The 21,298-nt window shown below is 64.1% G+C and carries 18 protein-coding genes; 4 read left to right on the top strand and 14 right to left on the bottom strand.

The annotated features are described in order from the left end of the window. Window positions 1-38 precede the first annotated feature (38 nt). From NOV72_RS18425 to NOV72_RS18370, 11 genes are all read right to left on the bottom strand, one after another. Window positions 39-983 (bottom strand): C40 family peptidase, encoded by a 945-nt coding sequence (locus NOV72_RS18425; RefSeq protein ID WP_106856023.1) that lies wholly within the window; start codon window positions 981-983, stop codon window positions 39-41. A gap of 196 nt (window positions 984-1,179) precedes the next feature. After that, window positions 1,180-3,045, bottom strand: a complete 1,866-nt coding sequence (locus NOV72_RS18420) for a PhoH family protein (protein WP_106856022.1) — start codon at window positions 3,043-3,045, stop codon at window positions 1,180-1,182. Window positions 3,046-3,443: 398 nt separating this feature from the next. Next, entirely contained in the window at window positions 3,444-3,905 is a 462-nt protein-coding gene (locus tag NOV72_RS18410) for a peroxiredoxin (protein ID WP_106856021.1), read from the bottom strand. 74 nt (window positions 3,906-3,979) lie between these two features. Then, window positions 3,980-4,876: a polysaccharide deacetylase family protein gene (locus NOV72_RS18405; protein ID WP_106856020.1), complete on the bottom strand. Its 897-nt coding sequence runs from the start codon at window positions 4,874-4,876 to the stop codon at window positions 3,980-3,982. A gap of 15 nt (window positions 4,877-4,891) precedes the next feature. Next, a complete protein-coding gene (locus tag NOV72_RS18400; protein ID WP_106856019.1) occupies window positions 4,892-5,938 on the bottom strand; it encodes a bifunctional UDP-4-keto-pentose/UDP-xylose synthase in 1,047 nt (348 codons plus the stop codon). After that, window positions 5,935-6,921, bottom strand: a complete 987-nt coding sequence (locus NOV72_RS18395; RefSeq protein WP_106856018.1) for a formyltransferase — start codon at window positions 6,919-6,921, stop codon at window positions 5,935-5,937. The genes NOV72_RS18400 and NOV72_RS18395 overlap by 4 nt, the downstream gene beginning before the upstream one ends. After that, entirely contained in the window at window positions 6,918-7,955 is a 1,038-nt protein-coding gene (locus tag NOV72_RS18390; RefSeq protein ID WP_106856017.1) for a glycosyltransferase, read from the bottom strand. Before NOV72_RS18390 ends, NOV72_RS18395 begins: the two co-directional genes overlap by 4 nt. A 23-nt stretch (window positions 7,956-7,978) precedes the next feature. Beyond that, a complete protein-coding gene (locus NOV72_RS18385) occupies window positions 7,979-9,136 on the bottom strand; it encodes a DegT/DnrJ/EryC1/StrS family aminotransferase (protein WP_106856016.1) in 1,158 nt (385 codons plus the stop codon). Between the two features lie 55 nt (window positions 9,137-9,191). Continuing rightward, on the bottom strand, window positions 9,192-9,563 hold the full coding sequence (locus NOV72_RS18380) for a DMT family transporter (protein WP_106856015.1): 372 nt from the start codon (window positions 9,561-9,563) through the stop codon (window positions 9,192-9,194). 96 nt (window positions 9,564-9,659) lie between these two features. Next, window positions 9,660-11,333, bottom strand: coding sequence for a glycosyltransferase family 39 protein (locus NOV72_RS18375; protein WP_106856051.1), 1,674 nt, complete (start codon window positions 11,331-11,333; stop codon window positions 9,660-9,662). A gap of 280 nt (window positions 11,334-11,613) precedes the next feature. Then, window positions 11,614-11,988 (bottom strand): Mth938-like domain-containing protein, encoded by a 375-nt coding sequence (locus NOV72_RS18370; protein WP_106856050.1) that lies wholly within the window; start codon window positions 11,986-11,988, stop codon window positions 11,614-11,616. 445 nt (window positions 11,989-12,433) lie between these two features. Here NOV72_RS18370 and NOV72_RS18365 point away from each other — a divergent pair, with 445 nt between their 5' ends. The 4 genes from NOV72_RS18365 to NOV72_RS18350 all read left to right on the top strand — a co-directional run bounded on the left by NOV72_RS18365 (window position 12,434) and on the right by NOV72_RS18350 (window position 18,241). Beyond that, entirely contained in the window at window positions 12,434-13,672 is a 1,239-nt protein-coding gene (locus NOV72_RS18365; RefSeq protein WP_106856014.1) for a pyridoxal phosphate-dependent aminotransferase, read from the top strand. Between the two features lie 25 nt (window positions 13,673-13,697). After that, complete coding sequence (locus NOV72_RS18360; protein WP_106856013.1) at window positions 13,698-15,020, top strand: homoserine dehydrogenase; 1,323 nt, start codon at window positions 13,698-13,700, stop codon at window positions 15,018-15,020. 11 nt (window positions 15,021-15,031) lie between these two features. After that, the gene (thrC, locus tag NOV72_RS18355) at window positions 15,032-16,477 is read left to right on the top strand and encodes a threonine synthase (RefSeq protein ID WP_106856012.1); all 1,446 of its coding nucleotides are present in this window, start codon (window positions 15,032-15,034) and stop codon (window positions 16,475-16,477) included. A 171-nt stretch (window positions 16,478-16,648) separates the two neighbouring features. Continuing rightward, window positions 16,649-18,241, top strand: coding sequence for an ABC-F family ATPase (locus NOV72_RS18350; RefSeq protein ID WP_106856011.1), 1,593 nt, complete (start codon window positions 16,649-16,651; stop codon window positions 18,239-18,241). 66 nt (window positions 18,242-18,307) lie between these two features. On the opposite strand, the gene NOV72_RS18345 is transcribed toward NOV72_RS18350, so the two are convergent. The 3 genes from NOV72_RS18345 to NOV72_RS18335 all read right to left on the bottom strand — a co-directional run bounded on the left by NOV72_RS18345 (window position 18,308) and on the right by NOV72_RS18335 (window position 21,282). Beyond that, window positions 18,308-18,511 carry a DUF1289 domain-containing protein gene (locus NOV72_RS18345; RefSeq protein WP_106856010.1) on the bottom strand — a complete coding sequence of 68 codons (204 nt, stop codon included), beginning with the start codon at window positions 18,509-18,511 and terminating at the stop codon, window positions 18,308-18,310. Between the two features lie 71 nt (window positions 18,512-18,582). Continuing rightward, the gene (locus NOV72_RS18340) at window positions 18,583-19,815 is read right to left on the bottom strand and encodes a phospholipase A (RefSeq protein WP_106856009.1); all 1,233 of its coding nucleotides are present in this window, start codon (window positions 19,813-19,815) and stop codon (window positions 18,583-18,585) included. A 129-nt stretch (window positions 19,816-19,944) separates the two neighbouring features. Then, window positions 19,945-21,282 (bottom strand): Nramp family divalent metal transporter, encoded by a 1,338-nt coding sequence (locus tag NOV72_RS18335; RefSeq protein WP_106856008.1) that lies wholly within the window; start codon window positions 21,280-21,282, stop codon window positions 19,945-19,947. Between the last annotated feature and the right edge of the window lie 16 nt (window positions 21,283-21,298).

The following is a 21,298-nucleotide window of genomic DNA, read 5'->3' as shown; positions in this document are numbered from 1 at the left end:
AATGATCGAAACACGATAGCAGAGACGCGCCGCGCGCGTCAGTTCGTGCCGGTCGCGAAGCGGGCGATAGGGTCGTCGTTTTGCGCGGGGCGCGGAGCGGCGAGCGATCCGGTCGAGGCGCGCATTGCGCGTACGGGCGCCTCAGTGGATTCGTCGGGCTCGGTCGCGGCTTGTGCCGCGCGCGCCTGTTGACGTGCGGCGCGCGAGGTCGGAGGTGGCGGCTCGAAAGCGTCGGCGGTTGCCTGGATCGGATCGGGCGATGCATCGACGACGGCGGCCGGCTGCGGAGCGGTCGCGCCCGCGGCCTGCGATTGTCGTTGCGCGGCGGTGAGCGTGGAGGGCGGCGGTTCGAAGGCGTCGGCGTTCGCCGGAGCGGGCGGCGTTCGCACAGGCGCAGGCGCGGGCGATGCGATGTAAGTCGGCGCATCGAACGGTGCGGGGGCGGCCTTCGGCGATGCGACGCGCCGGATGCCGTCGAAACGCTTCGCCCAATACGGATTCGTCAGATAGTCGAGCCGCACGATGCCGCCCGTCGAAGGCGCATTCACGAAGCGCAGTTTGCCGACATAAATGCCCACATGCGAATGCGGCCGCCCGGTCGTGTTGAAGAAGATCAGATCGCCCGGCGCGATTTCGTCCGGCTCGATCGATTCGCCTCGCGAACTCATGTCGGCGGTCGTGCGCGGCAGATTGACCGACGCCGCGCGATCGACCACATAACGCACGAGCCCGCTGCAATCGAAACCCGCTTCCGGCGTATTGCCGCCCCAGCGATACGGCACGCCGACGAGCGACATCGCCTGAATGGAAATTTCCTCGCGCCCGACGCTGTGATCGACGAAATTCGGAAAGCCGGGCGGCGGCTGGTAGGTGCGGTTCGCTGTCGTGCTGGCGGCGGGTTTGCGTGCCGTCTGCTGCTGCGGCGCGGTTCCACACGCGGCGAGCAGTACGGTGACGGAAAGCAGCAACCAGATTCGACGCATTGCAGTGGGCGAGCGAAATCTCGCCAGGAAGGGCACTGTGCGGATACTAGCCCGCTGAACGGGCGCGCGACAAGATGTCTTCAGGATTTACATGAAGTTTGTGCTGTAAGTGTTGCACCTGCGGAACGTTCAGACGAAAAAACAGCGGCCCGGCGAATCGCTCCGCCGGGCCGCTGAGTGTGCAGATGAGCCGCGCTTACAGAATGTCGGAAGCGTAATCGGCGAGGCGCGAGCGCTCGCCACGCGCGAGCGTCACGTGTCCGCTGTGCGTCCAGCCCTTGAAGCGATCCACGACATACGTCAGCCCCGAACTGCCTTCCGTCAGGTACGGCGTGTCGATCTGCGCGATGTTGCCGAGGCAGATGATCTTCGTGCCCGGCCCCGCGCGCGTGACGAGCGTTTTCATCTGCTTCGGCGTCAGATTCTGCGCCTCGTCGATGATCACGTACTTGTCGACGAACGTGCGGCCGCGCATGAAACTCATGCTCTTCACCTTCAGTCGCGAACGGATGAGCTCCTGCGTCGCGGCGCGGCCCCATTCACCGGCGGCGTCGTCGGTCTTTTGCAGGACTTCGAGGTTGTCGTCGAATGCGCCCATCCACGGCTGCATCTTCTCTTCCTCGGTGCCCGGCAGGAAGCCGATATCCTCGCCGACCGGCACCGTCGCGCGCGTCACGATGATCTCGTTGTAGCGCTTGTCGTCGAGCACTTGCGCGAGGCCCGCGGCGAGCGCCACCAGCGTCTTGCCGGTGCCGGCCTGACCGAGCAGCGTGACGAAATCGACTTCCGGGTTCATCAACAGATTGAGCGCGAAGTTCTGCTCGCGATTGCGCGCCGTGATGCCCCACACGTTGTTCTTGTGATGGCCGTAGTCGCGCAGCGTCTGCAGGAGCGCGGTCTTGCCGTTCAGTTCGCGGACGACCGCGTGAAACGACGGCTCGCCGTTCTGCGGCTCCAGGTAGACGAACTCGTTGACGAGCATCGACGGGCACAGCGGCCCGGTCACGCGGTAATACGTCGTGCCGGTCTTGGTGTCTTGCCAGCTCTCCATGCCTTTCGCGTGCCGGGTCCAGAAGTCCTGCGGCAGCGCGCGCACGCCCGAGTAGAGCAGGTCCTTGTCCTCGAGAACCTGGTCGTTGAAATAGTCCTCGGCGGGCAGGCCGAGCGCGTGCGCCTTGATGCGCATGTTGATGTCTTTCGACACCAGCACGACCTGACGATCCGGCCGCTCCTTCTGCAGCGCGCGCACGACGCCGAGAATCTGGTTGTCCGCCTTGCCGACGGGCAAGCCTTCCACCGGTTCGATATCGGTGAGCGTCGTCTGGAAGTAGAGGCGGCCGAGCGCGTCGCGGTTGCCTTGCGCGGCGAGCGGCAAACCTTCCGCCATCTTGCCGGCATCGCCCGCGTGCGCGACGAGTGCGTCGAGCGTGCGGCTCACCTGACGCGCGTTGCGCGCGACTTCCGACATGCCCTTCTTGTGATTGTCGAGTTCTTCCAACGTCATCATCGGCAGATAGACGTCGTGCTCCTCGAAGCGGAAGAGGGAGCTCGGGTCGTGCATCAGCACGTTGGTGTCGAGCACGAAAAGCTTGCGCAATTCGGCTTCGGCGGCCGTGCTCTTGCGGCGTTTGCTCTGCGGGCGCGTTTCTTTCGCGACGGCCGGCGCCGCTGCCTCGGTCGCCACGGGCGTTTCGGCGCGCTCGGTGCGGGCTTCGACCGGTGCCGGCCTGGCGCGCGCGGCGGGCGCCGGCTGCAGGAGCGCCGCGGTCTGCTTCGATTTTCGGCCGCGCGTCGGCACGGAACCCGGCGCGGGCGCCGGCACGACCGCTTCCGCATGCGGTTCGGCCGGAATCTGGGTCAGCACTTCGCTCGCGATCGAGCGCAGCGTGTGCGCGGCGTTCGTGGCGGGACGCTCGGCGGCGACGGTATCGACCGCGCCGTAGGCGTCGTCATCGCTCGCCGCGGCTTGTTTCTTCGACTGTTTCGAAGGCCGGGCTTTGGCCTTGTATTCTTCAGCCGGAAGGAGGTGGCCGAGCTTGGCCGGGGCGGTAGGCAAAGGCATAGTGTTCCCTCGAAAGGAATCGGGTCGTGTATCGTGCGCCGCCTGTCGCATCCTGCTCGTCCGCCCTCGAAGCGATACGAATGCCGCAGTTTGCGCCCGGTGGCGCGCTGAGTGGTCGAAATCGCCGGTTCGCCTAAGTTTCGATCTGCTCCTTGGAGGTCGCGGGCAACGCGTCGCGCGCAAGCCGATGAACCGTGGCTTTTGTGCGACGCCAAATAAAAAAGCCGCCGTTCCGACTACCGGAACCAGCGGCTCGCTTCTGCTTCAGAGCGCCTTTCCCTTGCCGACTCCACATAGCCCGGGTCCATGCCGACCGTACCGACAGGCACACGGCGGCTCGCGCTAAGGTAAAGGGAATGGGGAGGACAGGCGCTCATTGCGAATCAATATAACGTGCCTCAAATCGCTTGTACAGCCTCGACGATCGCCTCTACGTGGCCTGGCACCTTGACGCCGCGGAACTCGCGCCGAAGCACGCCTTTTGCGTCGATCAGGAAGGTCGAACGCTCGACGCCGCGCACTTCCTTGCCATACATTTTCTTCATCTTGATGACATCGAAGGCCGCGCAGATGGCTTCGTCGCCGTCGGAAACCAGCGTGTAAGGCAGCTCCAGTTTGGCCTTGAAGTTGTCGTGCGATTTCACGCTGTCGCGCGAGATGCCGACCACTTCCGCGCCCGCCGCCTTGAACTGGTCGTAGTGGTCGCGAAACTGCAGGCTTTCGGTCGTGCAGCCCGGCGTGTTGTCCTTCGGATAAAAGAAGAGCACGACCTTCTGGCCGCGCAGGGAGGACAGGGTGAACTCGCCACCCGTCGCGGGTGCGGTGAAGTCGGGAACGGGCTGGTCGACTGCAACTGACACGTAGGTTTCTCCGGTTGTTCTGGTTTGTTGGTGAGAAAAAGCGACGAGGCGGGCGCCGCCGATGCGGCGCGCTTTCAGCCCGCCTGAACGATCAGTTCGCCCGCGCGGCCCGGAATCTCGCCCCACGTCACAGGGTACGTGGGCAGCGACGCGCGGTCCAGCGCCGCATGGTAGTCGCCCATCGTGGCGAAGCTGTGTCCCTGCGCGCGCCAGCCGGCGAGCAGTTGCTCGAATACCGGCGCGAGCTTCTGGCCTTCGAGTTCGGCGTGCAGCGTGAAGACCTGATCGTGCGGATTGTCGGCGGTGTGGCGCAGCACGTGCGCCGCGACATTGCTTTCGTCGACGCCATCGACACCGAGCACTTCGTCGAGCGTCGGGAGTGTTGTCGGCATCTGGATGTGGTTCAGCGTGCGGCCATCCAGCACGGGAATGTACGGCGTATGGCCGCGCCCGTCGGAGGCATAGCGCATGCCCCATGCGTCGATCTGCTCGAATGCGTAGCCGTTCATCTGCCAGCCGGCCGCGCCGTGCGTGACGGGCGGTCCGCCGAAGATCTCGATGAAGCGCGCATGGCTCTGCTGCATCTGCGCGAGGGTCCAGTCGCGGTCGCGTCCGCGCACGTTGTCCTGCCAGTAGACGTGGTCCCACGTATGGATGCCGCATTCGAAGCCGGCTTCGTGAATGGCGCGCATCTCCGATACGGCTTCGCGCCCGATGTCCGGTCCCGGCAAGAGGACGCCGTACATGAGCGTCTTCACGCCGTAATGCTCGACCACCGAAGTGCGCGATACCTTCTTCAGGAAGCCGGGCCGGAAGACCCGCCGCAGCGCCCAGCCGGTGTGATCGGGGCCGAGGCTGAAGAGGAAAGTCGCGCGGGCGCTGTACTTGTCGAGCAGGCGCGCGAGATTGGGCACGCCTTCACGCGTGCCGCGCAGCGTATCGACGTCGATCTTGAGAACGATGCGGGCCACGCGCGGTTCCCTCGCTTACGCCTGTTCGACGAGCTTGCGGGCCTCGCCCACATGGCCGCGATACGCTTCGAAAATCTTGCGCAGCGCGTCGTCCATGGACGCTTGCGGCGCCCACTTGAGCTCCTGCATCGTGTTGTCGATCTTCGGCACGCGGTTTTGCACGTCCTGATAGCCGTTGCCGTAGTACGCACCCGACGAAGTCTCGACGAGCTGCACTTTCTTCGCGCTTTCCGAGTACTCGGGGAACTCGTTCGCGAGCGCAAGCATCTTGTTGGCCAGTTCGCGGACCGAGAAGTTGTTCGTCGGGTTGCCGATGTTATAGATCTTGCCCGTCGCCACGCCGTCCTTGTTCTCGATGATCTTCATCAGCGCGCCGATGCCGTCGTCGATGTCGGTGAACGCGCGCTTCTGCGCGCCGCCGTCGACGAGGCTGATGTTCTCGCCGCGCACGATATGGCCGAGGAACTGCGTCACGACGCGCGACGAACCTTCCTTCGGCGTGTAGATCGAGTCGAGGCCCGGGCCGATCCAGTTGAACGGACGGAACAGGGTGAAGTTCAGCCCTTCCATGCCGTAGCCCCAGATCACGCGGTCCATGAGCTGCTTCGAGCACGCGTAGATCCAGCGCGGCTTGTTGATGGGGCCGTACGAGAGGACCGAGTTTTCCGGGTCGAACTGCTCGTCCGCGCACATGCCGTAGACCTCGGAGGTCGACGGAAACACGAGATGCTTGCCGTACTTCACGGCCGAACGCACGATCGGCAGATTCGCCTCGAAGTCGAGCTCGAACACGCGCAGCGGCTGCTTCACGTAGGTCGCGGGCGTCGCGATGGCGACGAGCGGCAGGATCACGTCGCACTTCTTCACGTGATACTCGACCCACTCCTTGTTGATCGTGATGTCGCCTTCGAAGAAATGCATCCGCTCGTGATTCGCGAGGTCGCCCAGGCGATCGGTTTGCATGTCCATCCCGAAGACTTCCCAGTCGGTGGTTTCGAGAATGCGCTTGGACAGGTGATGGCCGATGAAGCCATTGACACCCAGGATCAGAACTTTTTTCATGAATGACGAGAGGATTGAATGATGCGGCCGAATTCGGCGGGATCGACGGGGCGCTCTTCGTCCACGCGTTGCGAATCGGCGTCGAGCGTCCGGTGGCGCAATTCGTGGATGGCGATGACGCGGCCATCGCCGCAGACGCCGAACAGCGCATTATCCGCCACCCTTAGGCCCGGGGGCAAACTCCGCAACTCACCGAGTCTTTCGGAGGACAGGCCGGGCGCGCCGGTTTCCGGCACGAGCCGCGCGCGCGCGACGATGAAACGGTCCGCGCCGATATCCGTAAACGCGCCCGGATACGGCGGCGCGACCGCGCGGATCAGGTTATAGACGCGCTGCGCGGGCTGCGACCAGTCGATGCGGCCGTCTTCCGGCTTGCGTCCGCCGTAATAGCTGCCCGACGCGAGATCGTTCGGCAGATGCGGCGCTTCGCCCGCGAGCAGCGCCGGGAGCACGCGCCAGAGCGTCTGCTCGGCGGCGACGACGGTCTTGTCGAAAACGAGCGCCGCGGTGTCGTCGGGGAGAATCGGCACCGGCGTCTGCGCGAGGATCGCGCCCGCGTCGGGCTTCTCCGCCATTTCGTGGAGCGTGGCGCCGGTTTCGGTCTCGCCGTTGAGCACTGCCCAGTTCGTCGGCACGCGGCCGCGATACTTGGGCAGAAGCGAGCCATGCATGTTGTACGCGCCGCGTCGCGCGAGCGAGAGCAGCGAGACCGGCAGCATGTGCCGGTAGTAGAACGAGAAGATGAAATCCGGCGCGATCTTTTCGAGCGCGTCGTGCAGTTCGGGCAACTTCGGATCGGCGGGCGTGATCGTCGCGATGCCGCGTTCCGCCGCCACCTGCGCGACGCTGCCGAACCAGATGTTCTCGCTCGCGCTGTCCTCGTGCGTGACGACGAGCGCGACATCGACGCCGCGCGCGAGCAGCACCTGCAGACAGCGCACGCCGACGTTGTGATACGCGAAGACGACTGCGCGCGGCTTCATCGGCCGTCTTCCTCGCGCGTGACGACGGCCACGTGCTGCACCGGTTCCTGCAGCGGCTTGATCGCGGAAGGCAGGCCGTCGCGCTCTTCGAGGATCGTCTGGACGAGATAGCGGGGCCGCGCGCGCACCTGCTGATAAATGCGCCCGATGTATTCCCCGAGCAGCCCGAGCGCGAAAATGATCACGCCGAGCATGAAGAACGTGATGGCGAAAAGGGTGAACACACCCTGGACTTCCGCGCCGAACATGAAGCGGCGAATCACGAGCAGCAGGAACAGCCCCGCCGAGCCGACCGACAGAATCACGCCGATGAACGACAGCCATTGCAGCGGCACCACCGAGAAGCCGGTGACGAGATCGAAGTTCAGACGGATGAGGCTGTAGAGCGAATACTTCGACTCGCCCGCGAAGCGCTCTTCATGCGCGACATCGACTTCGATGGGATTCTGCGCGAACGTGTACGCGAGCGCCGGAATGAACGTGTTGATCTCGCCGCAGCGGTTGATCGTATCGATGATATGGCGGCTGTACGCGCGCAGCATGCAGCCCTGGTCGGTCATGCGAATCTTCGTGATGCGCTCGCGCAGTCGGTTCATCGCGCGCGACGCCTTCTTGCGCCACAGGCTGTCCTGCCGCTGCTGGCGAATCGTGCCGACGTAATCGTAGCCCTCGCGCATCTTGTCGACGAGCTTGGCGATTTCCTCGGGCGGATTCTGCAGGTCGGCGTCGAGCGTGACGACGATCTCGCCGCGCGACTGTTCGAAGCCCGCGAGAATCGCCATGTGCTGGCCGTAATTGCCGTTGAGCAGAATGACGCGCGTGGTGTCGGGCCGCGCACGGAATTGCTGCGCGAGCAGGGCAGCCGATTTGTCGCGGCTGCCGTCGTTGATGAAGATCACCTCGTACGACGTGCCGAGCGCGTCGAGCGCCGGATACAGGCGCTGGAAGAGGGCGGCGAGGCCGTCCTCCTCGTTGTACACGGGGATGATCACCGAAAGCTCGGGAGACGTCGCCGGAAAATCCAAATGACTCATATTGGGCTGAGTGTCCTTGCTGGTTACCCGTTGTGTGCGAACTGTTCGCAGATTGCATCGACCGACTTCACGACGTGCTCGACATCGTCCGTGCTCATCAGCGTGAAGAGCGGCAACGTGACGGTCGACGCGCCGTAGCGCTCCGCGTGCGGGAACATGCCTTCCTTGAAGCCGCGCGCGCGATACAGCGTGAAGAGATGCAGCGCCGGATAGTGCATGCCCGTGCCGATGCCGCGCTCCTTCATTTCGGCCATGAACTCGGCGCGCGTGAGCTTCAGCTTTTCGGGCGGCAGCGCGATCTGGAACATGTGCCAGTTGCTGTCGGTGAAATTTCGCGCCGGCAGGTCCACGCCGAGCTTCACCGCCGCGCCGCCTTCGAATGCGTCGAAGTACGCCCGCGCGAGTTCGCGGCGTTTTTCAGTGAAGCGCTCGACCTGCCGCAACTGGCCGAGACCGACGCGCGCCGCCACATCCGTCAGGTTGTACTTGCCGCCGAGCACGTCGCAGTCCATGCCGTCGAAGCCCGTGCGCGTGATGCCCTGCAGCCGGTACTTGCGCGCCAGGTCCGCTTCGTCTTCGTTGTTGAGCACGAGCGCGCCGCCTTCGATCGACGTCACGTTCTTGTTCGCGTGAAAGCTGAACGACACGATGTCGCCGATCGCGCCGATGCGCTTGCCTTTCCAGGTCGAACCGAACGCCTGTGCGGCGTCCTCGATCACGCGCAGCTTGTGGGCGCGCGCGATCTCGTAGAGCTTGTCCATGTCGACGGGCAGGCCCGCCAGATACACCGGCATGATCGCTCTGGTGCGCGGCGTGATCGCGCGCTCCAGCAGATTCAGGTCGATGTTGCGCGTGACCGGATCGATATCGACGAAGACCGGCGTCGCGCCCACTTCGAGGATCACGTTCGCGGTCGAGACCCAGGTCATCGGCGTGGTGATGACTTCGTCGCCCGGGCCCACGCCCGCGATGCGCAAGCCGATCTCCATCGTGCACGTGCCTGAATTGAACGCCCGCACCGGACGCCCGCCGACGTACGCCGACAGTTCGGCCTCGAATTGCTGGCTCTGCGGTCCGGTCGTGATCCAGCCCGAGCGCAGCACGTCAACGACGCCCTGAATGGTTTCCTCGTCGATCTCGGGCTTGACGAAAGGCAGAAACGGCCGCGTTGTTTGAGTCATTGGACTATGCGTTTAAAAAATGAGTTGGATCCGCTCGGCGTTGCGATCCGCCGAACTAGCCGCGCGCGAGCACCACCACGCCGACCAGAATGATGCCGATGCCGATGAGCCGTTGCATCGACAGCACTTCGCCGAACAGATACCACGCGGCGAACGCGTTGACGACGTAGCCGAGCGAGAGCATCGGATAGGCGATCGATACGTCCACGCGCGACAGCCCGACGATCCACACGACGACGCTCAGCACATAGCACGCGAGCCCGCCGATGATGGGCCACTGCGTCGCAATCTTTAAGCCGACCGGCAGAATGTTGGCGGGCGTCATGTCGAAATGGCCCACCGCATTCACGCCGGCTTTGAGCAGAAGCTGGGCGCACGCGTTCAACGATACGCCGATGACGATGCAAATAAAGGAAATCGGGTTCATCGTGCGTTTTTCAAATCGAAACAAGGATACTCGGTTCAACGGCAAATGCCGAACGATCGTGCGCCGCAACATCGCCGCCGGAATGGACGGCGGCGCTCACGGTTGCGGCTTTTCCACGATCACGCGGCGTTCGTCGCTGGCGATCAGCTTCATCGGGACATGGCGCGCGGTGAGTTCGTCGTAACGGGACGGCGGCATCAGCGCGAGCGCGTAGCGCTCCGAATCCCACACCTTGATCCAGTCGTCGACGCTCGGCACCCATTTCTGCGGCTCCGTCTGCACGCCAAAAGTCAGCTCGTCGGCCTCGCCGACCATGATCATCGTATGGCCGAGGTAGAAGGGCATCGTGTGATCGAGCTTCGCGATCGAATAGAACGGCGTGTCGGGCGGCAGCTTCGCCATCGCGGCCTTCACGGCCGGCACGAGCTTCACGCCCGAACTTTGCGTGCCGAAGACGTCGTGGCCGGAGCCGGCGATCGTCCCGAGCAGCAGCCACGCGGCGCCCAGTCCGGCCGCGCCCGCTAGCACGCTGCGCCGGTTCAGCCACAGCGCGAACACGGTGACGACGAATGCGACGGCAATGCCCGCGTACACCCAGATCTGAAACTCGCGATAGAGCGCGTTCGGCGTGTTGGCGCTGCCCGCGCGGCCGATGAAGATCGCGCCGAACGCCGCCGCGATCAGAAACACCGCGTAGCCGATCAGATGCATCCGGTACTGCGGCTTCGTCAGCGACGGCAGATACAGCCCGATCACGAGCGCGATGGCAGGCGCGACCGGCAGCACATACGAAAGGAGCTTGGAATGCGACGCGCTGAAGAACACGAAGATGAACGCCGTCCAGACGAGCAGCATCGTGACCGGTGCGAAGCCGTTCGGCTGGCGCGGCGTCTTCAGGCCGTGGCGCAGACTCTGAAAGGTGATCGACAGCCACGGCAGAAAACCGACGAGCAGGACGGGCACGAAGTAATAGAACGCGCCCGGGCGGTTCTGCTCGGGCGTCAGATAGCGCTTGAACTGCTGAACGATGAAAAAGAAATTGAAGAATTCCGGGTTTTTCATCTGGACGAGCGCGAACCACGGGCCGGTCACGATCAGGAACACGATCAGCCCGCTGCCGATATAGAGCCGCTTCCAGAGCGCCCAGTCGCGCGAAACGAGCGAGTACAGCACGAGCACCGCGCCCGGAAGAATCAGGCCGACCAGACCTTTGGACAGCACGGCGGCGCCCATCGCGGCCCAGCAGAGCCACATCCAGAGACGCACGTCGCGCGTCGGCAGGCCGGGACGCTGGGCGAGCAGCAGCGCGCAGAGCGTCAGCTCCATCCAGAACGACAGGCCCATGTCGAGCGTGTTGAAGTGGCCCATCAGGTTCCAGTAGGGGCAGGTCGCGAGGATGACGGCGGCGGCGAAGCCCGTCATCGCGTTGAATACGCGCGTGCCCGTGTAGCCGATCAGCAGCACGCCCACGAAGCCCGTGAGCGCCGTATAGAGCCGCGCCTGCCATTCGCCGATGCCGAAGCACGCGAAAGAAAGCGCATTCGCCCAGGTCTGCAGTGGCGGCTTTTCGAAGTATTTGTAGCCGTTGTAACGCGGCGTGATCCAGTCGCCGGTGACGAACATCTCGCGCGCCATTTCGGCGTAGCGGCCTTCGTCGCTCGGAACGAGATGACGAAGCCCGAGCGGCGCGAACCAGATGATCGCAAGCGCGAGTACCAGAAGAATGAGCGAAAGACGCGTGAGCGGTAGCCGGGAAGGCGTATCGTTCATGAAGTCGACCTGTCCGATGCCGCGATGCGCGGCGCTAATGAAACGAAATGGGCAATGGATGCGGGCTGCGCGAGACCACGGCGCGTGCATGCTCAGGCACGCATTTTCGCCGTGAGTTCGCGAATTGCGGCGCGCGCCGTCCGACACGGCTTCGCCGAATGCCAACGCCGGCGGGAGTGTAGCGCACGGCCGGCCGCCATTCGTCAAATTCCATACGTGGCCGGCAGGGACGGGCGGCGGAAGTTTGCCACCACTTCCTTAGGATTTCCTTAGCCGGCCCTCAGGCTTCGATCAGAAGCGCGGCGGCCACGCGCCGGCCTTCGGACATCAGGATGTTGTAGGTGCGGCACGCCGCGCCGAAATCCATCGTCTCGACGCCGATGCGGCGCTTCGCCAGTTGCGCCGTGAGCCGCGGATGCGGAAAGCGCAGCCGTGACCCGCTGCCGAAGATCACGACTTCGGGCGCCGCCTCGACGAGCGCATCGAAATGTTCGGGCGTGAGCGCGTCGAACGACGCCACCGGCCACGCCGCGACAGGGATCTCGGGCATGACGATCACGCTGCCCTCGTGCCTTTCGAGATTGATCGCCACGAAACCGTCTCCGTAGCTCGTTATGGTGTTGAGCGCGTTGCTGGATTCCTGGTGCAGTTTCAAAACGATGATCCGCAAGAGAAAGAATGGCGACCCGGCGTTTGCCGCGGCGAAGAGCGCGGTCTGCGCACATCGGTCCGGGACGGGGCAGACGCGTTCCTTTGGTGCATTGCGGAACCGGGCCATAATCAGTAAATTATAACTTTTCGGCTGCCGGGCTCGCTCGTGCGCCGTTCCGTTGCGCTCGCGTGCCGCCACAAGCCGCCTTCGATACGCAATCCGGTCCGCATCGCCCAAGCCCTACCTGGCGCGGCGTCTAAAATGCATCGTTCGGCGCTCGGGAACGCGCGAGTCGTCCGGGCGAGCCGCCTTCAGGCTTCAAACCCGGTTTTCTTCGCCGTGCCCGTCCGCTGTTTGCGCGCGAGGCTGTCCGTCCGAATGCCGAGCCGCGCCTGATCGACATCAGAGCAACCAGTCCGCATCAACACCCAGACCCAGAGCGCCAGCCGTGAAACCGATTCTCAAATCCAACAAGCTGCAAAACGTCTGCTACGACATTCGCGGGCCCGTGCTCGAACACGCGAAGCGCCTCGAAGAGGAAGGCCACCGCATCATCAAGCTGAACATCGGCAATCTGGCGCCGTTCGGTTTCGAGGCGCCGGACGAGATCATTCAGGACATGATCCGCAACCTGCCGGGATCGTCGGGCTACTCGGATTCGAAGGGCGTGTTCGCCGCGCGCAAGGCGATCATGCATTACACGCAGCAAAAGGGCGTAACGGGCGTCGAACTGGACGATATCTACATCGGCAACGGCGCGTCCGAGCTCATCGTGATGGCGATGCAGGCGCTCCTGAACGACGGCGACGAAGTGCTCCTGCCCGCGCCGGATTATCCGCTGTGGACGGCGGCGGTGAGTTTGTCGTCGGGTACGCCGCGCCATTACATGTGCGACGAGAGCAACGGCTGGATGCCCGATCTCGACGACATCCGCGCGAAAATCACGCCGAACACCAAGGCGCTCGTCGTCATCAACCCGAACAACCCGACGGGCGCGCTGTATTCGGACGAGCTGTTGCGCGAGCTGATCGCGATTGCGCGCGAGCACGGTCTCATCATTTTTGCGGACGAGGTCTACGACAAGATCGTCTATGACGGCCAGCCGCACACGTCGATGGCCGCGCTGTCCGAAGACGTGGTCACGGTCACGTTCAACAGCCTGTCGAAGAGCTACCGTTCGTGCGGTTATCGCGCGGGCTGGATGGCGATTTCCGGGCTGATCGAAGAGAACCGCCGCCGCGCGAAAGACTATCTGGAAGGGCTCGGCATTCTCGCGTCGATGCGCCTGTGCCCGAACGTGCCCGGCCAGTACGCGATCCAGACCGCGCTCGGCGGCTATCAGAGCATCAACGACCTGATCGTGCCGGGCGGCCGCCTCTACAAGCAGCGCGAGCTCGCCTACGACATGCTCACGGCCATTCCGGGCGTAACCTGCGTGAAGCCGCACGCGGCGCTCTACATGTTCCCGAAGCTCGACCCGAAGATGTACCCGATCCAGGACGACCAGCAGTTCATCACCGATTTGCTGCTCGAAGAACGTGTGCTGCTGGTGCAGGGCACGGGCTTCAACTGGCCGACACCGGATCACTTCCGCGTGGTCTTCCTGCCGAACGTCGACGATCTCGCGGATTCGATCAACCGCATCGCGCGTTTCCTCGACGGCTATCGCAAACGGCATTCCGCTTAATCCCCTTTTTAAAGACTCGCGCTGCATGGAACCGATCAAAGTAGGACTCTTGGGCTTCGGCACGGTCGGCAACGGCACCTTCACGGTGCTGCGCCGTAACCAGGAAGAAATCAAACGACGCGCGGGACGCGGCATCGAAATCGCGCGCGTCGCGGTGCGCACGCCGTCGAAGGCCGAAGCCGCGAAGCAGGAAGGCATCGCGGTGACGGACGACTTCAACGCGGTCGTCGACGATCCTTCCATCGACATCGTGTGCGAAATGATCGGCGGCACGGGCTTCGCGCGCGAGCTGGTGCTGCGCGCGATCGCGAGCGGCAAGCATGTCGTGACGGCCAACAAGGCGCTGCTCGCGGTGCACGGCACGGAGATTTTCGAAGCCGCGCGCGCGAAGGGCGTGATGGTCGCGTTCGAAGCGGCGGTGGCGGGCGGCATTCCGATCATCAAGGCGCTGCGCGAAGGGCTGACGGCGAACCGCATCGAGTACATCGCGGGCATCATCAACGGCACGACGAACTACATTCTCTCGGAGATGCGCGACCGCGGCCTCGACTTCGCGACCGCGCTGAAGGCCGCGCAAGAGCTCGGTTACGCCGAAGCCGATCCGACCTTCGATATCGAAGGCGTCGACGCCGCGCACAAGGTCACGATCATGAGCGCGATCGCGTTCGGCGTGCCGGTGCAGTTCGATCGCGCGTACGTGGAGGGCATCAGCAAGCTGGCGGCCATCGACATTCGCTACGCCGAAGACCTCGGCTATCGCATCAAGCTGCTCGGCATCGCGCGGCGCACGGAGAAGGGCATCGAATTGCGCACGCATCCGACGCTGATTCCCGCCAAACGCCTGCTCGCCAATGTGGAAGGCGCGATGAACGCGGTCGTCGTGCATGGCGATGCGGTCGGCACCACGCTGTACTACGGCAAGGGCGCGGGCGCGGAGCCGACCGCTTCCGCCGTGGTCGCCGATCTCGTCGACGTGACGCGCCTGCACACGGCCGATCCGGAGCATCGCGTGCCGCATCTGGCGTTCCAGCCGGAGAGCCTGTCGAACACGCCGATCTTGCCGATCGACGAAGTGACGAGCGGCTACTATCTGCGCCTGCGCGTCGCGGACGTGACGGGCGTGCTCGCGAACATCACGCGCATTCTCGCCGACAAGGCCATTTCCATCGACGCGTTGCTGCAGAAGGAATCGGAAGAAGTGGACGGCGCCAACAAGGGCGAGACGGACATCATCCTCATCACGCACGAGACGCTGGAAAAGAACGTGAACGCGGCGATCGCGGAGATCGAAGCGTTGTCCACGGTGGTCTCGAAGGTGACGAAGCTGCGCATGGAAGCGCTCAACTAAGGGCAAGCACGATGAACTACATATCGACGCGCGGCGCCGGCAGCAACGAGCGCCACACGTTCTCGGACATTCTTCTCGGCGGCCTGGCGAAAGACGGCGGGCTGTATCTGCCGGCGGAATATCCGCGCGTGTCAGCCGATGAACTCGCGCGCTGGCGCACGCTGTCGTACGCGGATCTCGCGTTCGAAGTGCTGTCGAAGTTCAGCGACGACATTCCCGCCGAAGAGCTGCGCTCGCTCACGCGCAAGACCTACACCGCGCAGGCGTACAGCAACGTGCGCCACGAAGAGAGCGCCGTGCAGATCACGCCGCTCAAGACGCTCGGCGAAGAAAACGGCACGACGCTGTCGCTGCTGGAACTCTCGAACGGCCCGACGCTCGCCTTCAAGGACATGGCGATGCAACTGCTCGGCAATCTCTTCGAGTACGCGCTGGCGAAGCACGGCGAGGAGCTGAACATCCTCGGCGCGACGTCGGGCGACACCGGCAGCGCCGCCGAATACGCGATGCGCGGCAAGACCGGCGTGCGCGTCTTCATGCTGTCGCCGCACAGGAAGATGAGCGCATTCCAGACCGCGCAGATGTTCTCGCTGCAAGACCCGAACATCTTCAATCTGGCGGTCGAAGGCAATTTCGACAACTGTCAGGATATCGTCAAGGCCGTATCGAACGATCACGCCTACAAGGCGAAGCACAAGATCGGCACGGTCAATTCGATCAACTGGGCGCGCGTCGTCGCGCAGGTCGTGTACTACTTCAAGGGCTATTTCGCCGCGACGCAGAGCAACGACGAACGCGTGTCGTTCACGGTGCCGTCGGGCAACTTCGGCAATGTGTGCGCGGGGCACATCGCGCGCATGATGGGCTTGCCGATCGACCAGCTCGTCGTCGCGACCAACGAGAACGACGTGCTCGACGAGTTCTTCAAAACCGGCGTGTATCGCGTGCGCGGCGCGGCGGAGACGTATCACACGACGTCGCCGAGCATGGATATCTCGAAGGCGTCGAACTTCGAGCGCTTCGTGTACGACCTGCTCGGCCGCGATCCGGCGCGCGTGCTGCAACTCTTTCGCGATGTGGAAGAGAAGGGCGGCTTCGATCTCGCGGCGAGCGGCGATTTCGCGCGGGTGAAGGAGTTCGGCTTCGTGTCGGGCAAGAGCGATCACGACGACCGCGTGACGACCATCCGCGACGTGTTCGAACGCTATCAGACGATGATCGACACGCATACCGCCGACGGCGTGAAGGTCGCGCGCGAGAACCTGAAGCCGGGCGTCCCGATGATCGTTCTGGAAACCGCCCAGCCGATCAAGTTCGGTGAAACGATCCGCGAGGCGCTGAATCGCGAGCCGGAGCGTCCCGCCGCCTTCGCGGGACTTGAAAAACTGCCACAAAGGTTCGATATCGTTCCAGCGGATGCGGGCGTGGTGAAGGCGTTCATCGCCGAGCGCACATAGGAAGACGCTCTCCGCCTCGCGCGGATTCCGTCAGACGCAAACGGGGTGCGGCTCGATGGCCGCGCCCCGTTGCTTTTGGCAGAGACGGAGTCCGGACTGCGGGCTTAAAATGCCGCCAAATTCTGCTAAAATCTCAGGTTTTTCGTCGTACCCCATTCAAAAGGACGCGCCGTGCTGTCTACCGCCAATATCACCATGCAATTCGGGCCCAAGCCCCTCTTCGAGAACATCTCGGTCAAGTTCGGCGAAGGAAACCGCTATGGCTTGATCGGCGCGAACGGCTGCGGCAAGTCGACCTTCATGAAAATTTTGGGCGGCGACCTGGAGCCGAGTTCGGGCAACGTCATGCTCGAACCGAACGTCCGTCTCGGCAAGTTGCGTCAGGATCAGTTCGCATACGAAGACATGCGCGTGCTCGACGTCGTGATGATGGGCCACACGGAAATGTGGGCCGCGATGACCGAGCGCGACGCGATCTACGCGAACCCCGACGCCACCGACGACGACTACATGCGCGCCGCCGACCTCGAAGCGAAGTTCGCCGAATACGACGGCTACACCGCCGAAGCGCGCGCGGGCGAACTGCTGCTCGGCATCGGCATCAATATCGACGATCACAATGGCCCGATGAGCAACGTCGCGCCGGGCTGGAAGCTGCGCGTTTTGCTCGCGCAGGCGCTGTTCTCGAAGCCCGACGTGCTGCTGCTCGACGAGCCGACCAACAACCTCGACATCAACTCGATCCGTTGGCTGGAAGACGTGCTCAACCAGTACAACTCGACGATGATCATCATCTCGCACGATCGTCACTTCCTGAACCAGGTCTGCACGCACATGGCGGACATGGATTACGGCACGCTGAAGGTGTGGCCGGGCAACTACGACGACTACATGCTCGCCTCGACGCAGGCGCGCGAGCGCCAGCAGGCGGCGAACCAGAAGGCGAAGGAGCGCGTGGCGGACCTGCAGGACTTCGTGCGCCGCTTCTCGGCGAACAAGTCGAAGGCGCGTCAGGCGACCAGCCGCCTGAAAATGATCGACAAGATCAAGATCGAGGAATTCAAGCCGTCGTCGCGACAGAATCCGTTCATCCGCTTCGAGTTCGAAAAGAAGCTGCATAACATCGCGGTCGTGGCCGAGGATCTGACCAAGAAGTACGAGCGCACGATCTTCCAGAACTTCAGCATCAGCGTGCAGCCGGGCGAGCGCATTGCGATCATCGGCGAGAACGGCGCGGGCAAGACCACGCTGCTCAAGTCGCTCAAGGGCGCGCTCGACCTCGATCACGGCACGGTGAAGTGGGCGGAAAACGCGAACGTCGGCTACATGCCGCAGGACACGTACGAAGAGTTCCCGAAGGACGAGACGCTGACCGAGTGGATCGACCAGTACCGCAAGGAAGGCGACGACGAGCAGATGATGCGCGGCACGCTCGGCCGCCTGCTGTTCAACGCGGACGACATCAAGAAGAACGTGAAGGTGCTGTCGGGCGGCGAGAAGGGCCGCATGATCTGGGGCAAGCTGATGCTCGGCCGTCACAACGTGCTGCTCATGGACGAACCGACCAATCACATGGACATGGAGTCCATCGAGTCGCTGCAGATCGCGCTGGACAAGTTCGAAGGCACGCTGATCTTCGTGTCGCACGACCGCGAGTTCGTGAGCGGGCTGGCTGACCGGATCATCGAAGTGAAGACCGATGGCACGCTGCGTGACTTCGGCGGGAACTACGAAGACTTTTTGTCGAGCCAGGGGATTCAGTAATCACCGGCCTCGCGCCAGCTTTGCGAAGCGGCCCGTCTCGAAAGAGCGGGCCGCTTTTTCGTTGTATCAGAGCTTGTCGTACCGAAACCGCATCGCCGTGCCCTCGCGCGTGATGCGCGCCCAGATCGCGCGCTTTTCCTCGTCGTTGAGGAAAACCCAGTTGGACACTTCGCCGGCCGTGCGGCCGCAGCCTTTGCAGACTTCGTCGAAAAGCGTGGAGCACACGCCGATACAGGGGCTGTCGGGCAGGTCGTGGAGATTCGAAGACATTGGCTAACTCGTGGCCGCGTCGTCGCCGGGAAAAGAGGGCGGCAACGCGGCGTTCAAATTCGTAAAAAAACTCATCGCGCGATACTGTAGCCTATCCGCGCGATCCAATGATGTCGCTGGTTGTAATCGAGAATGTCCTCGCCGTAGCCGTTGAAATAGCTCACGAACAGGTAGCCGCCCCACGCACTGCCGATCAGCTTCGCGAGCGGGTACGTCAACTGCGAATCCACGCTGCCGTACCAGTGCTTCGTGCCTTTGCGCAGCGTCGTCGCGAGCTGCCAGCCGTCCGGGCTGCCGTACTTCACGAGAAAGTCCACGTAGCCGCGATAGTCCGCGATATCCTCGTTGCCCGACTTCGACAGGTAGTAATAGAACTTCGGCGAAAGCGTCAGGTGGTTGCCGCTCAGATCGCCGAAATCCCACGTCGGGCGCACGAACGCGATGTTGATTGCGCGCGAATCGTCGCCGCTCCTGCCGTTCGACTCGTGTCCAAAACCCGCCGATACGCCCATGCGCGTGAAAAGCGAACTCTTCCAGCCGGTGTCCTCCACGTAGTAGAACAACTGCGGCTGAAAACTGATGTCGCGAAACGGCACGGACTCGGCGGAGAGATTCCATATCGCCGTTTGCGTGTAGCCGAAGTAGAGGTTGTCCAGAAACCCGCGCGAACGCGGATCGTCGGGCAGATGCAGCCGATACTTGAAGCTGAACTGAAATCTCGCGAGATTGTCGCCGTTCTTGCCGTCCGCGAAGTACACCGGCTCGAAAGTCGAGAAGCGGCCGGAGAGCATCGTGTCGCTGGTGGTCGTCGGCACGGCGGCGGTGTTCGCGGCGGCGCTTGCGCTCGCGAGTTGCGCGGGCGTCGTCGCCTGCGATTCGCGCTGTTCCGCGGCGGCGATCTGAGTCTGCGTGGCGCCGCGATTGATCGTGACGAGCATCGGCGACGCATCGAAGCCGACCGGATCGATCTTCACCGTGCCGCGCGCCGAATCCGGCCACGGCGCCGAAAAACGCACGCGACGATATTGCCCGGGCGCGAGACGCAGACGGTCCGGCGTTGTCGGATCGCGTTCGAGCGTGAGCGGCGCGGGCGGCAGATCGCCGTTCGTCAGGTTCACGGTCAGCTGCCGGGGAACGTCGACGGTGAGGGGTTTCGCGTCGTCGTCGGTGTAGAGCAGCGTCAGTTCGAGCGGCTGTGACGCAGCGGCTTCGCGCGCCGGCTGCAGCACCGCGACGGTCGCATGAGCCGCGCCGCTTGCGCCGGCGGTGACGAGAAGAAGCGCGAGCGTGCGCGCGTGAAACATTGTTCTTGGGCCTTGAGCCATGTGATTCGTGTCCTGTTTTTGGGGCGGAGGCGGGCGCAACACAGTCTGACAGCACACGCCGCGCCACGATCCCGAAACGGACACGAAACGGACACGAAATTCGCGGCTTCAGCCTGAAAACGCCGCCTGCCATAGCATCGCACCGTTCAGCGCGACGATCACGCCCGCGCACGCCCACGCGAGCGCGAGCGGCACGCGCGCGACGCGCCAGCGGCCCATCAGCCCGGCGTCGGAGGCAAAACGCACGAGCGGAATCACCGCGAGCGGCAATTGCAGGCTCAGCACGACCTGCGTCGCGACCAGCAGCGCGTTCGAGCCATGCTGCCCGAAGCTCGCCACCGCGACGAGCGCCGGGCCGATCGCGAGGCCGCGCGTCAGGAGCGCCCGCGCCCAGCGCGCCATCTTCAGCCGCAGGAAGCCTTCCATCACCGCCTGGCCGGCGAGCGTGCCGGTCACCGTCGCGTTCAGGCCGCAGGCGAGCAGGGCGCCGGCGAACACGACGCCCGCCCAATGGCTGCCGACGAGCGGCTCGATGAGCCGGTGCGCATCGGCGAGATCGTCGACGCCGGTATGGCCGGTCGCGTGGAACACCGCCGCCGCGACCACGAGCAGCGACGCATTGACGATGAACGCGAGCCCGAGCGAGCCGAACGTGTCGATATTCACGCCGCGCAGCGCGCAGCCGATCGCGGCATCGTCGCGGGTGTGCGCGTGCTCCTTGACGAGCGCCGAGTGCAGGTAGAGGTTGTGCGGCATCACCGTCGCGCCGAGCACGCCCGCCGCGAGCCAGAGCATGCCGGCGTCCCGCAGCAACGCGCGCGACGGCGCGAAACCGCGCAGCGCGTCGCCCCAGACCGGATGCGCGAGCGCGAGTTCGACCACGAAGCAGAAGCTCACGAAGAAGATCAGCGCCGTCACCGCGCGCTGCAGCGGACGCCGGCCGCGGCTTTGCAGCGCAAGCATCGCGAAAGTCGCGACCGCCGAAATCAGCACGCCCGCCGTGAGGGAGAAGCCGAAGAGCATTTGCAGCGCCACCGCACTGCCGACGACCTCCGCGACATCGCACGCGATGATCGCGATCTCGCATGCGATCCACAGGGCGAGCGTCGTGCGCCGGCTGTAGCGCTCGCGGCAGAGCTGCGCGAGATCGCGCCCGGTCACGACGCCCACGCGCGACGCGATCCATTGCAGCAGCATGCCCATCAGGCTCGCGAGCAGCACGACGAAAAGCAGCGAGTAGCCGTAGCGCGCGCCGCTTGCGAGCGCCGTCGCCCAGTTGCCGGGATCCATGTAGCCCACCGCGACGAGCGCGCCCGCGCCCGCGAACGAATACCAGCGTCCGCGCGGGCGTGGCGAGCGTTGCCCGTCCTCTCGGCCTGCCGCGGACGACTGCGCGTCGGATTGCGCGGCGGAAAGCTGGGCGAGCGCGGACGGATTGGTATTCATGGGGGAGGCGGCCTCG

Origin of the sequence: Caballeronia novacaledonica, from assembly GCF_900258035.1 — a bacterium.
Taxonomy (GTDB): domain Bacteria; phylum Pseudomonadota; class Gammaproteobacteria; order Burkholderiales; family Burkholderiaceae; genus Caballeronia; species Caballeronia novacaledonica.
Note: the sequence above shows the minus strand (reverse complement) of the source record. Positions and strands in the feature narration are given on the sequence as shown.

Bases quoted from the DNA above. Each gene is read 5' to 3' on its own strand.
- NOV72_RS18375 (WP_106856051.1), bottom strand. From the start codon at position 11,333: ATGAACGATACGCCTTCCCGGCTACCGCTCACGCGTCTTTCGCTCATT.
- NOV72_RS18345 (WP_106856010.1), bottom strand. From the start codon at position 18,511: ATGTCTTCGAATCTCCACGACCTGCCCGACAGCCCCTGTATCGGCGTG.
- NOV72_RS18390 (WP_106856017.1), bottom strand. From the start codon at position 7,955: ATGAGTCATTTGGATTTTCCGGCGACGTCTCCCGAGCTTTCGGTGATC.
- NOV72_RS18385 (WP_106856016.1), bottom strand. From the start codon at position 9,136: ATGACTCAAACAACGCGGCCGTTTCTGCCTTTCGTCAAGCCCGAGATC.
- NOV72_RS18425 (WP_106856023.1), bottom strand. From the start codon at position 983: ATGCGTCGAATCTGGTTGCTGCTTTCCGTCACCGTACTGCTCGCCGCG.
- NOV72_RS18335 (WP_106856008.1), bottom strand. From the start codon at position 21,282: ATGAATACCAATCCGTCCGCGCTCGCCCAGCTTTCCGCCGCGCAATCC.
- NOV72_RS18395 (WP_106856018.1), bottom strand. From the start codon at position 6,921: ATGAAGCCGCGCGCAGTCGTCTTCGCGTATCACAACGTCGGCGTGCGC.
- thrC (WP_106856012.1), top strand. From the start codon at position 15,032: ATGAACTACATATCGACGCGCGGCGCCGGCAGCAACGAGCGCCACACG.
- NOV72_RS18400 (WP_106856019.1), bottom strand. From the start codon at position 5,938: ATGAAAAAAGTTCTGATCCTGGGTGTCAATGGCTTCATCGGCCATCAC.
- NOV72_RS18340 (WP_106856009.1), bottom strand. From the start codon at position 19,815: ATGTTTCACGCGCGCACGCTCGCGCTTCTTCTCGTCACCGCCGGCGCA.
- NOV72_RS18360 (WP_106856013.1), top strand. From the start codon at position 13,698: ATGGAACCGATCAAAGTAGGACTCTTGGGCTTCGGCACGGTCGGCAAC.
- NOV72_RS18380 (WP_106856015.1), bottom strand. From the start codon at position 9,563: ATGAACCCGATTTCCTTTATTTGCATCGTCATCGGCGTATCGTTGAAC.
- NOV72_RS18420 (WP_106856022.1), bottom strand. From the start codon at position 3,045: ATGCCTTTGCCTACCGCCCCGGCCAAGCTCGGCCACCTCCTTCCGGCT.